This is a genomic window from Alteromonas sp. S167, assembly GCF_036864375.1.
In the GTDB taxonomy this organism is placed as follows: domain Bacteria; phylum Pseudomonadota; class Gammaproteobacteria; order Enterobacterales; family Alteromonadaceae; genus Alteromonas.
This window is the reverse complement of record NZ_JAZETR010000016.1, coordinates 1-14,113: the sequence shown is the minus strand read 5'-3', so window position 1 is coordinate 14,113 and position 14,113 is coordinate 1. Positions and strand designations below refer to the sequence as shown.

13 protein-coding genes and 8 tRNA genes are annotated in these 14,113 nt (G+C 44.0%); 16 read left to right on the top strand and 5 right to left on the bottom strand.

The genetic code is table 11. The features are described from left to right. The first annotated feature begins 18 nt into the window (after positions 1 to 18). The 11 genes from V7R35_RS17580 to V7R35_RS17530 all read left to right on the top strand — a co-directional run bounded on the left by V7R35_RS17580 (position 19) and on the right by V7R35_RS17530 (position 7,032). The gene (locus V7R35_RS17580; RefSeq protein WP_334016185.1) at positions 19 to 3,270 is read left to right on the top strand and encodes a M36 family metallopeptidase; all 3,252 of its coding nucleotides are present in this window, start codon (positions 19 to 21) and stop codon (positions 3,268 to 3,270) included. A gap of 350 nt (positions 3,271 to 3,620) precedes the next feature. Beyond that, on the top strand, positions 3,621 to 4,388 hold the full coding sequence (locus V7R35_RS17575) for a peptidylprolyl isomerase (protein WP_334016184.1): 768 nt from the start codon (positions 3,621 to 3,623) through the stop codon (positions 4,386 to 4,388). Between the two features lie 173 nt (positions 4,389 to 4,561). Further along, a tRNA-Met gene (locus tag V7R35_RS17570) sits at positions 4,562 to 4,638 on the top strand. Positions 4,639 to 4,671: 33 nt separating this feature from the next. Further along, a tRNA-Leu gene (locus V7R35_RS17565) sits at positions 4,672 to 4,756 on the top strand. A 4-nt stretch (positions 4,757 to 4,760) separates the two neighbouring features. Next, a tRNA-Gln gene (locus V7R35_RS17560) sits at positions 4,761 to 4,836 on the top strand. A 36-nt stretch (positions 4,837 to 4,872) separates the two neighbouring features. Then, positions 4,873 to 4,957, top strand: a tRNA-Leu gene (locus V7R35_RS17555). A 2-nt stretch (positions 4,958 to 4,959) separates the two neighbouring features. Further along, positions 4,960 to 5,035, top strand: a tRNA-Gln gene (locus V7R35_RS17550). A 53-nt stretch (positions 5,036 to 5,088) separates the two neighbouring features. After that, a tRNA-Met gene (locus V7R35_RS17545) sits at positions 5,089 to 5,165 on the top strand. 35 nt (positions 5,166 to 5,200) lie between these two features. Continuing rightward, positions 5,201 to 5,285: transfer RNA gene (locus V7R35_RS17540), tRNA-Leu, on the top strand. A gap of 3 nt (positions 5,286 to 5,288) precedes the next feature. Next, positions 5,289 to 5,364 (top strand) — tRNA-Gln (locus V7R35_RS17535). 261 nt (positions 5,365 to 5,625) lie between these two features. Beyond that, a complete protein-coding gene (locus V7R35_RS17530) occupies positions 5,626 to 7,032 on the top strand; it encodes an alanine/glycine:cation symporter family protein (protein WP_334016183.1) in 1,407 nt (468 codons plus the stop codon). A 66-nt stretch (positions 7,033 to 7,098) separates the two neighbouring features. Here the strand turns inward: V7R35_RS17530 and V7R35_RS17525 are convergent, their stop codons facing one another. Beyond that, positions 7,099 to 7,755 (bottom strand): cupin domain-containing protein, encoded by a 657-nt coding sequence (locus tag V7R35_RS17525; RefSeq protein ID WP_334016182.1) that lies wholly within the window; start codon positions 7,753 to 7,755, stop codon positions 7,099 to 7,101. A gap of 90 nt (positions 7,756 to 7,845) precedes the next feature. Then, positions 7,846 to 8,628: an SDR family NAD(P)-dependent oxidoreductase gene (locus tag V7R35_RS17520; protein WP_334016181.1), complete on the bottom strand. Its 783-nt coding sequence runs from the start codon at positions 8,626 to 8,628 to the stop codon at positions 7,846 to 7,848. Between the two features lie 105 nt (positions 8,629 to 8,733). On the opposite strand from V7R35_RS17520, the gene V7R35_RS17515 reads away from it, so the two are divergent. Next, entirely contained in the window at positions 8,734 to 9,078 is a 345-nt protein-coding gene (locus V7R35_RS17515; protein WP_334016180.1) for a winged helix-turn-helix transcriptional regulator, read from the top strand. Positions 9,079 to 9,103: 25 nt separating this feature from the next. On the opposite strand, the gene V7R35_RS17510 is transcribed toward V7R35_RS17515, so the two are convergent. Next, positions 9,104 to 9,721 (bottom strand): flavin reductase family protein, encoded by a 618-nt coding sequence (locus V7R35_RS17510; RefSeq protein WP_334016179.1) that lies wholly within the window; start codon positions 9,719 to 9,721, stop codon positions 9,104 to 9,106. A 207-nt stretch (positions 9,722 to 9,928) separates the two neighbouring features. On the opposite strand from V7R35_RS17510, the gene V7R35_RS17505 reads away from it, so the two are divergent. Beyond that, the gene (locus V7R35_RS17505; protein WP_334016178.1) at positions 9,929 to 11,056 is read left to right on the top strand and encodes a hypothetical protein; all 1,128 of its coding nucleotides are present in this window, start codon (positions 9,929 to 9,931) and stop codon (positions 11,054 to 11,056) included. Between the two features lie 101 nt (positions 11,057 to 11,157). Further along, positions 11,158 to 11,340 (top strand): hypothetical protein, encoded by a 183-nt coding sequence (locus V7R35_RS17500; protein ID WP_334016177.1) that lies wholly within the window; start codon positions 11,158 to 11,160, stop codon positions 11,338 to 11,340. Positions 11,341 to 11,524: 184 nt separating this feature from the next. Here the strand turns inward: V7R35_RS17500 and V7R35_RS17495 are convergent, their stop codons facing one another. Beyond that, positions 11,525 to 12,076 (bottom strand): carboxymuconolactone decarboxylase family protein, encoded by a 552-nt coding sequence (locus V7R35_RS17495; RefSeq protein WP_334016176.1) that lies wholly within the window; start codon positions 12,074 to 12,076, stop codon positions 11,525 to 11,527. A 168-nt stretch (positions 12,077 to 12,244) separates the two neighbouring features. On the opposite strand from V7R35_RS17495, the gene V7R35_RS17490 reads away from it, so the two are divergent. Next, the gene (locus tag V7R35_RS17490) at positions 12,245 to 12,835 is read left to right on the top strand and encodes a TetR/AcrR family transcriptional regulator (RefSeq protein WP_334016175.1); all 591 of its coding nucleotides are present in this window, start codon (positions 12,245 to 12,247) and stop codon (positions 12,833 to 12,835) included. A 51-nt stretch (positions 12,836 to 12,886) separates the two neighbouring features. On the opposite strand, the gene V7R35_RS17485 is transcribed toward V7R35_RS17490, so the two are convergent. Further along, positions 12,887 to 13,492: a hypothetical protein gene (locus V7R35_RS17485; RefSeq protein WP_334016173.1), complete on the bottom strand. Its 606-nt coding sequence runs from the start codon at positions 13,490 to 13,492 to the stop codon at positions 12,887 to 12,889. Positions 13,493 to 13,759: 267 nt separating this feature from the next. Between V7R35_RS17485 and V7R35_RS17480 the strand changes: the two genes are divergently transcribed. Beyond that, on the top strand, positions 13,760 to 14,113 hold a 354-nt coding region (locus tag V7R35_RS17480), incomplete at its 3' end, for a hypothetical protein (protein WP_334016172.1).

Below are 14,113 nucleotides of genomic sequence, written 5' to 3'. Positions count from 1 at the left end.
TCTGCAGCGAATGTTGCAATGCAAAACTCTCTTAGTGAACTTACCAGCGCGTTCTCTAACGCCACAGTACGAACAACTAACGGGAATTTAGACACCGCATTTGGTCTTGCCATTGACGTTGCGGGTTCATCACCAGAGATGATGGGACTAGATTTTATAAGTCAGTACGCATCACTCCTAGGTGGTCTTACAGTCAACGACTTTGTCTTTAATCCATTTCGCAGTAAACAGGCGCTAGGCGGAAATTTAGTACGCTTCGATCAAGTGATAAACGGCGTAAAAATTAAAGATCGCGGATTGGGTTTACTTATCGATGATGCCCAAGTTGTACGTGCAGTATTCGTTGACACCGTCAGCGATGCTGAGTTGTCTAACAACGTTAGTTTGTCTGCGCAAAATGCAGTAAGTGTTGCTGAAAACGATATTGCGAAATATGCCAAAGTACTCCCCACAGAAGCACTTGAAGTGCTAACACCCGCATTTACGCAAATCGAAAAAGCACTTGGTGTTTTCTCAAAACCAATTCCCCAAAAAATTGTCGTGCAAGACAATGATCAGTTAAAGCTTGCATGGCGCTTTTTCTTTTATTCAACAAACCCATTTGGCGTATTTGAATACACTGTAGATGCGCAAACGGGTGATATTTTAGCGCGCACAGACCGCGTGAAAACCATTCTTCCAGTAAACCCAGTAACCGATACAGGCATTGTTCAACCTACTGCAGACTATTTTCCGACGTTTCCGCCCATTACTGCATCTATGCAGGGCGATTGTCTTATCGAAGATGAGAACGGTGGCTTCACTGGCAAACCTAAAGGAATGGAGCGAATTAACCTTCGCAAGTTCAACGACTCCAATTTTGTCACGGGTGTTGAAGGACTTCTAACAGGTAAGCATGCATTAATTGAAAGTGCGTTATTAACTAAAGGACCATTTGCGCAAGCAGCAGCGGGTACCTACCATTTCAGTGAAGATGCGGCGATTGAAGCACGTCCGAAAGAAAATGATCACGTAACGCCATCACCTGCTCATCACATCGACGGTATTAGCCAATTTATCTACATTACAACGCTACTAGAATACCTAGATTACATGCATAAAGATGGAGACAGTGTTCATAGTCGCGGCGTGGGTGACGGTTCTTTTCCAAATAGCTACCCTAACGAAGCTGTTCCACTTGTTGGTGTGGTCCATATACCAAACGTATTAGATGCTCCAGATAACCCAGCTGATCCAGAGTTTTTGGCTAAGTTGTTGGGTCTTGATAATGCCTTTGCTGTGCCACTATCTCAAGAAATTGCGGGTGAAGAAGTGGTCGTTAACCCAACAGCATACGGACATGGTTACCTATTCAACAACTTAGCAATGGACTTCTCGGTACCTATTCACGAAGGCACCCATGCGACGATCACTCCAATTGCAGGATTCGAAGGTGAACCGGAAGGGGGCGCACTTAATGAGGGGCAAGCAGATTTATGGGCATATACGATTGGTGAAACACCAGATTTAGGTACATATCCCGTAAACTCGTGTGACCTCAGAAAAGTACTAAGAGAACGTGGGACAGATCCAGACTCATTTGAGTTTATCCGCTCTGCACAAAGCCAAATTCGCTACTCGCAGTTAGGTACTCGTGACAACGCTTTCCAAGTTCACCGTGACGGCGAGATCTACGCTGGTGCCATGTGGGACTTACGTGAATTCATGGTTGCCATGCTACCTGACAACCAGTTTAAGCGTCCCAATAAAGTTACAGGTGATCCGACCGACCCAGCAAGTCTGGGTAAAGAGACCTGGGAACGCATATTTTTAGGTTCAATGTATGTGTTAGGAATTACCGCACCTGATACATTTGTTAAAGCGCGAGACGCGGTCATGATAGCAGACGCGGCACTTTACCCAACGGACCCACTTGATCTTACAGCGCCGGGTAAACACCACGCACTTATTGAGCGCGTTTTTGCTGCGCGTGAATTAGGGGTTAACGCAAAAGCACCATCAGGCGGTCGTCAGACGATTTCAACAGCGGTAAGTCATTTCACTGCTAATCAGGAACAACCAGCAACGCCTTCAACCGTAGATGCGTTCATTGTCTCTGAAAAAGCAATCGAAATAACGTGGGATGCCGTGCCTGGCGCACTGGGATACCAAGTGCTTAAGCGCAGAAAAGGCAGTAGTGCACGCCTTTTCACTGGCGTGCCTAACCGTGAGTACTTTGATGGTGACGTTACGTTCGACGGCTTTACGCACGTTGATTTTGTAATTGGTGGCACTTCGTATTTAGACAAAGGTCAAGGCTTCGGTCGTGGTGCAGGACAAGGCATTGATTCTTTTGACTACGAATATGTAGTGCGAAGCATTGCGCAAAATGACATAAAACAAGTAGGGTTCTCTGCAATGTCTGGCATTGCATCAACGGGGTTGAATGCGTTAGACGTAAGCGACAGAGTTGACTACAAAATTGGTAACGTAAGCTTTAACAACAACGTATTCGCTGTTGATCTTGCACTAGTGAACAAAAGCGATGAGCGTATCTACGGCCCTATCGATTTTGACATCACTCACATTAGTAACAAAAATATTACCGTAACAAACGCTGACAACGACGGTTCGGGGCAACAGGGTGACATCGCGCGTTTTCGTTTTGATCAATCACTCGATGCAGACCGCCTTTCAAAATTACGTCATCTTAAATTTAATAACCCCGAAGGTAAGCTATTTACGTTCGAAGCAAGGGTTAGTGGTTTTGAAGCAGGTGCCTCTTCTCGAGGAATTGGCGAAACCGCAACAAATGACGTTTCTCCACCGAAAGAACAGTCGGTGGTTTACCACAACGTAGAGGAACATACTGGTATCATCCTAATTGGTGCCGCAGACGAGTCACTCGTAAATGGCGTAGATTACGTTGATATTCCATTCGTTGCATTACCAAGCGCAACAAGTGTTATCGCAACGTTGAGTGCTGACGTAGAGGTAGTTGCGGTTCCAGATCTCGACTTTGAATTACTCGATGAAGACGGGAATATAATGGCAACGTCCGGAAACCTTGGCTCTAATGAGCAAGTAGGCGGCGGTGTAGTACCGGGTAAAACATATCGTGCGCGTGTTAACGGCTGGGCGAATGGACCAACATCATATCGTGTTGTTATCGACCAACTGGTAAGCGATATCAATGATTCGAATGTAGATGAGAATGGACAATCAACAGTAGGAACCGTGCGTTTCGAGTTTAATCCACTTACACAAAAATTAACGTCTTTACCATTGTAACGATGTTTGATAAACGTCCTCTGCACAATGTGTAGGGGGCGAATCCCTCGATTTACACTCTGCATAAAACAAATTGCGTTTCAGCTTGATAAGATATTATGAAAGATGTTGATATAGCGTTTTAAACTTCTTCTCATGATTTACTTATGAACCGAACTTTTACTTGCTCGCCATCACACAGCTTCGCACAAACACACCTGAAAAAAGTTAGGTGTTTAAATAGAAACGTTAGCGTAATTATTACTTCCTTGCTGCTCTTCATTTTTGGGGTAACGTCCGTACATGCAGATAATAACCAAAGCGAAGTTTATGAAAAGCCTATCAATAACAATAATGCACCGTGGTTTGAGGTGGCAAAAAGGAATACCTTAACCTTCGAAACTTCTAATGGTGATGTAGTTATAGCGCTTCACCCCACTCTTGCGCCTACCCATGTTGCTAGGTTCAAGCAGCTCATTAATGCCGGTTTCTACGATAATCAAAGTTTTTACAGGGTAATAGATGGGTTTGTAGCTCAAGCAGGCAGCAATGACGGCCATGATAAAAGTAAATTCGATGCACAGCTACTTTCACCATTAAACGCTGAGTTTACGCAGCCTCTTTCAAGTAATGTTCAGGTTATTGAAGAAAACGATATGTTTGCCCCTAAAACGGGTTTTGTTGATGGTTTCCCAGTGGGCATCGATGAGCAGAAAAAAGAAATGTGGGGGTTACATTGCCCTGGCGTAGTGGCTTTTGCTAGAAATAGTGAAAAAGATACGGCAAGTACTGAGTTTTACATTGTTATAGGGCAGGCACCGCGACACCTAGACAGAAACATGTCGGTGGTGGGTAGAGTAGTTGAAGGCATGCAAATACTACAAAAGCTTCCTCGAGGAGATTTATCGCAAGGTGGCGTGCTTAAAAATATAACCGATAACAGCAAAATTAAACGTGCTTATGTACACAATGAAAACAATACGCCGTATTTTATTCAAACTGCCCACCATGAAGAATTTAAAAAACGTATTCAAACGGGCAAACACTTAGATAACCCATTTTTTCATGACAATAGTTATGGCCCAAGACCCATAGACGTGTGTTATTACCAAACAAAATCAAGTACTTCACCATGGTAGCTTAACAACATAATTCACCTCAAGTTGTTCAATTTCACTGCTTTTTGTGCGTTATTCATACCCTAACGAACACATAATGAGCATTTAAAAAAAGTTAGCAAAAAAGGGGTTGACGGTTGCCAGTCATATACGCATAATACGCGCCACTTCCTGAGAGGGAAGAGAAACAAAGAGGCTACGTAGCTCAGTTGGTTAGAGCACATCACTCATAATGATGGGGTCGCAAGTTCGAATCTCGCCGTAGCCACCAATTCTCTGTTATCTCTTAGGAAAGTCTAGCTGCGCGGAAGTGGTGGAATTGGTAGACACGCTGGATTTAGGTTCCAGTGCTTCACGGCGTGAGAGTTCAAGTCTCTCCTTCCGCACCACAACTGGGGTATAGCCAAGTTGGTAAGGCAGCGGGTTTTGATCCCGCCATTCATAGGTTCGAGTCCTGTTACCCCAGCCATTCTTTTTTGAATGATTTTATATAGCTAGCGTCTACGCGGAAGTGGTGGAATTGGTAGACACGCTGGATTTAGGTTCCAGTGCTTCACGGCGTGAGAGTTCAAGTCTCTCCTTCCGCACCAATTGGGGTATAGCCAAGTTGGTAAGGCAGCGGGTTTTGATCCCGCCATTCATAGGTTCGAGTCCTGTTACCCCAGCCATATTCTTGAAGAACCGCTCAAACGAGCGGTTTTTTATTGAATTAAAAGTTAAAGGCTACGTAGCTCAGTTGGTTAGAGCACATCACTCATAATGATGGGGTCGCAAGTTCGAATCTCGCCGTAGCCACCAACTTTTATATTTCCTTCATTGGAAAGTCTACATATGCGGAAGTGGTGGAATTGGTAGACACGCTGGATTTAGGTTCCAGTGCTTCACGGCGTGAGAGTTCAAGTCTCTCCTTCCGCACCAAATTGGGGTATAGCCAAGTTGGTAAGGCAGCGGGTTTTGATCCCGCCATTCATAGGTTCGAGTCCTGTTACCCCAGCCATATTCTGAAAAGCCGCTCTTTTGAGCGGTTTTTTGCTTTTTGCTATATCCAAGAGCAAATCTTCATAGAAGGCGCGCTTTTTTCTTCCCCCTTTTCGCCACGCGTCATGCTAGTATTATCGTTTTACTACATTAGAGCTTTACCGAACTTTTCTGACATTGCACTTTAGTCACCTTATTCAGCTAGGCTAATTAAGTGCATTGCTCGCTTTTCTCTGTCAGCAGTTAGGCTCTAAAAAATAACAATAACAAAGGAAATTGCGTGATTAACGATCTCGTTTCTATTGTAAATAATGTGTTGTGGGGCGACGGCCGAGTCCTTATCGTTATGCTAGTGGCCTGTGGTGTGTGGTTTACTGTAAAACTTGGTGGCGTACAGCTTCGTCATTTCGGCCATATGTTTTCGTTGCTAAAAGGCAGTAACACCTCAACAAAAGACGGCATCAGTTCGTTCCAAGCCCTTTGCACAAGCTTATCGGCACGGGTGGGTACGGGTAACTTAGCCGGTGTAGCCGTGGCTATCTCGTTAGGCGGTTCAGGCGCTATTTTCTGGATGTGGATGATTGCGCTTTTAGGTATGGCCACCGGCTTTGCTGAAAGTGTTTTAGGTCAGCTTTATAAAGTACGCGATGAAAACGGTGAGTTTCGCGGCGGCCCAGCTTACTACATAAAACAAGGCTTAAATAAAACCTGGCTTGCTGTAGCTTTTTCGCTGTGCCTTTTCTTTGGCTATGGATTTGTATTTAGTGCTGTACAGGCAAACACCATTACCGATGCGTTAAACAACGCTTATACCTTTCCAAAAGAAGTCGTTGGCTTGGGAATTATCGCCCTTGCCGCATTAATTGTTGTTGGCGGCTTACGTGGAATTGCGCGCTTCGCCGAATACGTAGTGCCTTTTATGGGTATTGGCTATGTATTGGTAGCGCTAGGCATCACCATTATCAACATTTCAGAACTTCCCGCCATGCTATTGGATATTGTGAAATCGGCATTTGGCTTACAGGAAGCTGGGGCTGGCGCGTTAGGTGCAGCTATAAAAAATGGTATTCAGCGTGGCCTTTACTCAAATGAAGCCGGTAGCGGCTCTGTACCGCACGCAGCAGCTAGTGCAGCTCCAAACCCTAACCACCCAGTTTCGCAAGGCTATATTCAAATGCTAGGCGTGTTCCTAGACACAATGATTTTGTGTACCGCTACGGCGTTTATTATTCTGCTAGCAGGCGGGTCTAGTTCAGAACAAATGGAAGGCATACGCCTTACACAAGATGCCATGAGCAGTCATTTAGGTGAAGGCGGTACCGACTTTGTTGCCGCAGCAATTAGCTTATTCGCGTTTACGTCGGTGGTGGCAAACTATGCCTACGGCGAAAGTAACCTGCACATGTTTAAGCTTGATAACCGCATAGGCCGTGCCGTGTACACCATTGGCTACCTAGCTATGATTTATTGGGGTGCACAAGCCAAGCTACCGCAAGTATGGGCAATGGCTGATATGGCGCTAGGGTTAATGACCGTTATCAATATTATTGCCATTATGTGGATGACCCCCACTATTGTAGCTATCAGCAAAGACTACTTTAAAAAGAAAGACAGCGGCGAGAAGGTAGAATACAAAGCTGGCGACTGTGAAATACAGGGTAAGTCTGAAGACGGCGTGTGGGATTAACGCTTCGCATGTAAATAGTATAAATTCAAAAGGAGGCCGTTCGGCCTCCTTTTTTGCTTTGACGTTTTACAGCGCCACAGGCAGATGCCCTGTTTTCACCCAAATCACGGTCTCGTCATCAACATAGGGGTGGTGCTGACTCATATGAGGGCTTCGAAGCCATGTACCTTTGGGGTAACTGCCATGCTCGTCTTTAAAGGTTCCTGAAAGAACAAATATTTCTTCACCACCAAAATGTTTATGCGGCTTGAAAACCTCGCCAACAGGCCACTTTACTAAAGCAACGTGTTCATGTTCAAAATTATGCAGCGGCATTACTTGAAGACCGCCCTGCCCCTGAAGCCATGGCGAGGTATTGGTATTCACTCTTACCTCTTGCAAGTCTCTTTTATCAAACTGATTAAGTTTAACTAAAATAACACAGCCTTCTTTGCTAAACGGGCTATGCTTACTTCCCGGCGGATTACGAAGATATGTACCAGCAGGGTAATCGCCGTGCTCATCGGAAAATACGCCCTCAAGCACCAATATTTCTTCACCCAGTGGATGGCTATGCTCCTTGAAACTTGCGCCCGCTTCATACTTCACCACACTGGTAGTATGCCCCGACTCTTTCGCCTCTCGTTCAAGCGGTTTACGCCACACGGTGCTAGAGGGCGAAGGCTGCCACTGCTCGTCTTCAGTACGAATAGCCAAGCGTTCATCAAAATTCATATTCAACATAAATTACCTACAAACTGTTTTTGCCTCATGACTTGTACCTCATCTTTTTGCCTCAGCAGTATGGCAGTAAAACGCTTTTTCAAACGTATATTAGTTTCTTCCAGCCATTACGCCACCATCAATGTCTACTACGGCGCCGGTTGTCCAGCTTGCCTCATCAGACATTAAAAAGGCTATGCCATTAGCTACATCTTCAGGTGTACCTATACGTCCCATTGGGTGAAACGCATCAAAAGTAGATAGCACTTCGTCGGTTTCGTTTTCAGGAATAAACGCATTGTATATTGGCGTCTTAACGACTGCTGGTGATACAGCGTTTACGCGAATATTACTGTCGGCCAATTCCATAGCCAAATGCTGCGTCATAGCATGAAGCCCCGCTTTCGCCATAGAATAAGCCGATGATGGCGTGGCCTTTACCGCCTGCTTTGCCCACATCGAGCCTACGTTTACAATACTTCCACCTCCGGCGCTTTGCATCTTTAACGACACAGCTTGTGTTATGAAAAATATACTTTTGTTTAGCGAATGGTATTGATCATAGTCATCGGCTGTATGCAGCGTGAACGCTTTAGGATTAAAATAGCCGGCTGCATTCACTAAGTACTGATACGGCTTGGCTTGTGCTTTAACGTGTGCAATCAGGCTTTCCACATCACTGTTTTTGTATAAGTCGGCACTGAGCGAGCCCACTTCAGCAGAACCTTGTTTTGCAACTTCTTTAAGCTTCGTAACTGCTCGTTGCAGTTTGTCCGTATTTTTACCCACTATGGTGACACTAACGCCACTGCTTACTAATTTAATAGCTGTAGCTAACCCAATACCACTAGAACCACCTACAATTAATGCTTTACCACCAAATGAAAACGTCATAATAACTGTCCTTCAAAATTGAAATTCGTGGTAACCTTAACGACCAGATAAGACAATGAATAGTAAGTATAAATTGGTACGGTAGGTACTTTTTGGTACATCTTTATGAATACTAAAGAAAAACAAATTGAAAGAAAGTTGCCACCACAAGACAGTGCACGCATGGTCGAAACCATTTACGGCTGCAAGTGGTCGCTTACGGTGTATCAATTATTGGCTAATGGCGTAAATAGGCCTGGAGAGATGGTGCGTTCTGTTGAGGGCCTGAGTACAAAAGTACTGAATCAGTGTTTGAAGCGCAATGTGGACTTCGGCATATTGAAAAAGCAGGTGTATCACGAACTGCCACCACGCGTAGAGTACGAGGTAACACCGTTTGGCGAACGCTTTTTATCGGTACTAGAGCAGATTGAGGCCTTACAAGAAGACCTCACAAGATCTGCAAAATAGTAAATAATGTAGTGTTACTTCAGGCTTACTTCGGCCTGAGCAATTCGAAGAAATTATCTTCACTGATACCAAAGTAATCGCCTGGGCCTCCGCCACGCATAACGGGGTTGCCTTTCAGTGTGTTGTAAACGCCGTCTTCAATAAGCGATTTGTCGATATGCACGCCCACTACTTCACCCATAATAAACCAGCTGTTCACGGCCTCGCCCGCGGCTCCTTTAAGCTGCACAATATCGGTAACTTGGCACTCCATACTCACTAAGCTAGCTTTAACCCGTGGTGCATCGACAACGTTACCAGGCGCCCATTCTAGCCCTGCAGCTTCAAACTCGCTTTCGCCACGCGGTAATGGCTTGCTGGTTTCATTCATGGCCTCAACGAGATGTTTGGACACTAAATTCCAGCAAAATTCACCGGTATCACTGGCGTTCTTTAGCGAGTCTTTATCGCCTACGCTTGAAAAGCCTATTATGGGTGGCGTGTAGTTTAGCGCGTTAAAGAAACTATAAGGCGCTAGGTTGAACGCGCCCTTTTTAGAGCGCGTGGAAATCCAGCCTATGGGGCGCGGCGCAATAATGGCGTTGAACGGGTCATGCGCCAAACCGTGCCCATGCTGGGGTTCATAAAAATGGTAACTAGCCAATAGATATCCTTACTTAAATGTGTTCCTACACAGCGCGTGTTTTGAGAACCCAAAATGCTGTCGGCGCTCATCAATGCCTATTTGCACTAAGAGCGCAAACGCAGTACAACAAAAAACTTTATTTGAATAATTAAGAGTGTATAACACTTCCGTAAGTGTTACGTAGCCTGATACCATTTCGATTAATCACCATAGGGAGATGAATTGTTGAAAGCATTGATATTAACCGGGCAAAATCAATACAGCGTTGTAAGCTATTTTTTAAACGGCATAGCTGACGATTTGAAACTGCTTGGATACGATGTCGATTTCTTAAATGTTGAAAACCAAACCAACATAGATAAGGGCCTTCCACACATTTGTGCGCTAGAGCAGTATGCATTTATTATTAGCTTTAACGGTGTAGGTTTAGGCAAGCTTTCAGACACTCACGACACCCTAGCCTATGCGAAAACGAACCCACTTTATGTATTTTGTGTAGATAACCCACTGCACTTAATTCTGCGCTTTTTCGGTCATCCGGTTACTATATTATGTGTTGCACAAGAGCACGTGGAATTCATGCGAGCCTGCGGCATAAAAGCACATTATTTCCCCCACGCCATCTCGCACAACGACCCTGCTTTCAGCAGTAATGAAGATGCCAGTAGCGAAAAACAGTACGGCTTAAAAAAGCCAAACAGCATTTTGTTTCCGGTTTCATTTAACGACAAACAAGCAGCATTTAACGAACTAGCCCCCGTATGGAAGAGTTTAGGCGCCGCTATAGATGCATGCGCTAACGTAACCGATTTCTTGCAGCGTATTGGCGTATTACCTACAGCTACCTCACCCGCACGCACCACGCTTAACGAAAGTATTTTACGAATATCTGCCGTGGTAGACCGTTATTTACGCGCTAAAGAGCGAGAGGCTTGTTTGTTAGATTTTGCACAGCGCGAAATTAAACTAACCGTAGTAGGTAATAACGTAGAACGCTACCGTAACGTTTGCGACTTTCATGAGTATGAACAAAGTGTGTCGTTTGATGCGCTTCGCAATAAATTTAAGCAGTTTGAATTTGTGCTGCATCAGTCACCAGGCTTTGAACGCGGCCTGCATGAAAGAGTAATACATGCCATTGCAGCAGGTACTGGTGTAATAGCGTGGAATGCGCCTTTTGCACTGTCTGCTTTTAACAATGCTGGCGCTTTTGCGCATAATGCGCCGCTGCCGAATGCTACAGACGCTCTTTACACCAATGCATTGGAAGTTGGGAAAAAACAGCTTATGACTAATCACACATGGAAAGCACAGTTAGCGTATGTTTTAAAAGAGCAGAATACCGGTGGGTAGTTAAAGAGATTCAAATTTCATAAAAACGTCATTGATGTGTAACGTGGCTGACTTGAATTCAGGTGACATTACTACAGTGTTTAGTGTTTAAGACTGGAAATATGAACAACTCTACATCTACGTCACACCTTACCTGCGTAATAGAAGCTATTGCCCTTGCCAAACATAACAGCAATTCTTCAAGCGAAGAGTTAAAAGCACAGTTGCTTGCAAAAGGCTATGACGATAGCGCAACTATACACGCTGTTAACGCACTTAGCGCACAACGTCCATTAGCAATATAACCTGCTTGCTTCATTAGAAGCTTTCGAGGTAGCCATGATATCTGCACTAGTAATGTATACCGTTGCCAGTATTGTTGTATTCGGCATAACAGAATACGTTTACTTGCTTCAAATAAAACAGCGCGGACACTAAGCCTCCGCGCTGTTATACATTTCAGCTATTTTTAAGTAACTAGTTATTTTGTTACTTAGGTGACCAGTCGAACTTTTTGAATGGTTCATCTACTGGTGTTTCTGCTAGGTGATTTGTGTAATTACTCATTACTTTTTGCGCCAATATAAGCACAATTTCTAGCAACTGTTGCTGCTTGTAACCCGCTTCAAAGAAAGCATTAAGTTGTGCACCTTCAACATGGCCGCGACCACGCGTCATGGCTAACACGGTTTGCTTCAGCGTATTAAGTTTGCTGTCTGATAACGTTTCATCGTTTCGCAACTCTTCAATTAGGTCGTCGCGTACTGACATACTTTTTGCGATCCCCGTGTGCGCCGGAACACAGTAATGACAAGCATGCTCAACATTAATGGTTTGCCACACAACGGTAAGCTCTTCTGCACTAAAGGACGTTTCTTGCGCGAGTTTGTGCAGTACTTGGTAACCGTCTAATAGCGTTGGTGCTTCTGCCATCACTGCATGAAGGTTCGGGATCATACCAAACGCGCTCTGCGATTTTTCTAGTAAAGGCTTTGCTGCTTCTGGGGCTGTTTCTTGTGTATGTATTGTAAAATCAGTCATGTCACTCTCCTATCGATGTGAACTAATGAGTTAGTGCCTTCGGTATTACATGCACTTACCAATGTAACTACTAAGCTGTCACTGGTTATAATAATAGGTTTACTTGAACGATCGTTCAAGAGATAATTGAACGGTCGTTCAAAACTTTCACGCATAAGGTATATCCGTATGAAATACAATCAAGATGAAGTTATTGAAAAAGCAACAATTCTGTTTTGGCAGCGTGGCTTTCAAGGTGCGGGTATGCGTGATATTCAACAAGCATTGGATATGCGTCCGGGCAGTATTTACGCGCGCTTTCAAAGCAAAGAAGGCTTATTTAAGCTGGTGATAGACAAATATGCCGAGAACAGTGAGCTGCGATTAAACCAAGTTGCAACGGCCAGTTCGCCTGTAGCTGCACTACGCGATTTTTTTGCAGAAGCACTATTACACCCTAACAAACAGCGTTTTATGCGCCAATGCTTATTGATTAAGTCGGTAAATGAACTAGACACAATTGGCGATATTGCAAAAAAAGCAGTAATTGAAGGTATGCAAACGCTTCAAAACTGCTTTAAAAATATTGTGATTAACGCCGTTGAAAAAGGCGAACTGCCCAACAATACGCCAGTAGAACTAGCTGCTAACTGGCTACAAAATCAATTTGTTGGTTTGCGAGCGTTTGCCCTTATGCAAGATGACCAAACTCAAATTTACACCATGATTGATAAAGTTATTTGTGACCTAAAACAGCCTTGGCCTAGCGCCTTACACTAGGCAGCTTATGTTTATTAAGCGGAAAGTAGATATAGTGCGTAAGCAAACCACTTAAATAAAATAAAAGTCGCCCGTTACTAGCGCAACTAATACGGCAGTGCCAAAACTACCATAACCTGCGGCTCGGCAAAATCTTGCTGCTTTGTAATAGGTTAATTCGTTATCGCGTTTGTCGTAGTGGTCAGCAATTTCTACAATCAATACCGCTGCGGCAAACACAATTGCTACACTCATTACAACCGCAGACAAGCCCGACAGTGCAACTACTAGCTTCTTCGCAAGCGGAACCCATAACTCATCAATATAGAGGCCGTAGCTACCGTACACAATAATGCCTAATGCAACAATTGTGTTCAAAGCGCGCTTATTAAAAGGCACTTCATTAGGAATGTAATTCCCTTCATCGCAATACTGCGGCGTAGGTGGTTCGCACGTATAGCTGGGCATATGCTCTGACTCTACTTGAGGGCCATAAGCTTCTTCTAAAGCCGAGTTGGTTACCTGCAGCCCTTCTGGTGTGTCAACCAGCAGATCTTTTTCGCGCATAATCGCGCTAAGCGATGAAAACCGTTCAGGGTATGTTTCCCTATCAATGCTTTCAAATGCCTCAAGCAATGCTTTATTTGAGTAGTTTTGGTAGTTAGGCCCTTCCAACAACAGTAATTCCTTTTAGCTTTGGTGATTTTACTTAAATGTTTTTCAACATAGAGTTATATCAGAAACTGTTTTTGCGTGAAATACCGCAGATTTACCTGCAAGCCGTTTTGGCGTTTTTAAACGTTGAGTAGAAACCTCCAATGTAAAATTTAGTAGTAATTGCAGTTACTTATGGGTTAGGCTTAGTAGAGCTTAAACGGACAAAAGCCCCGTTCCGATTCGGGAAATCGTACCGCTTTGGGTCGATTAAATTCTTAGGTGTCAGGGATGAAAACCATACTTTTGTCATTTTTTATCATTATATTAGCTGGGTGCACATCAGTAGCCAAACCTACTATTCATCTACATTCAAACGGAATTAGTAAAACAAAGTTAACTAACCTGAGAATCAAATTAGAAAAAAGTGGATATATCGTAGTAACTGGCAATCAAGACTTCTCTCACTTCTTATTTACGCCACTTATAGTTGTTCCAAAAAATTCAAAGTTCAGCACTCCAGAACTTCAACAGCAAATAACCAATACTTTAGGCTCTATCCCAATTGTCAAACGTGGTAACTTTAAAAACCATAAGTATTCAGGCGACCATATTGGTGTTTATCTTCGGGGAAATAATGCCACC

Excerpts from the sequence above, each read along its gene's own strand:
- V7R35_RS17520 (WP_334016181.1), bottom strand. The coding sequence starts at position 8,628 with ATGACGTTTTCATTTGGTGGTAAAGCATTAATTGTAGGTGGTTCTAGT.
- V7R35_RS17490 (WP_334016175.1), top strand. The coding sequence starts at position 12,245 with ATGAAATACAATCAAGATGAAGTTATTGAAAAAGCAACAATTCTGTTT.
- V7R35_RS17580 (WP_334016185.1), top strand. The coding sequence starts at position 19 with ATGCAAAACTCTCTTAGTGAACTTACCAGCGCGTTCTCTAACGCCACA.
- V7R35_RS17515 (WP_334016180.1), top strand. The coding sequence starts at position 8,734 with ATGAATACTAAAGAAAAACAAATTGAAAGAAAGTTGCCACCACAAGAC.
- V7R35_RS17525 (WP_334016182.1), bottom strand. The coding sequence starts at position 7,755 with ATGTTGAATATGAATTTTGATGAACGCTTGGCTATTCGTACTGAAGAC.
- V7R35_RS17495 (WP_334016176.1), bottom strand. The coding sequence starts at position 12,076 with ATGACTGATTTTACAATACATACACAAGAAACAGCCCCAGAAGCAGCA.
- V7R35_RS17500 (WP_334016177.1), top strand. The coding sequence starts at position 11,158 with ATGAACAACTCTACATCTACGTCACACCTTACCTGCGTAATAGAAGCT.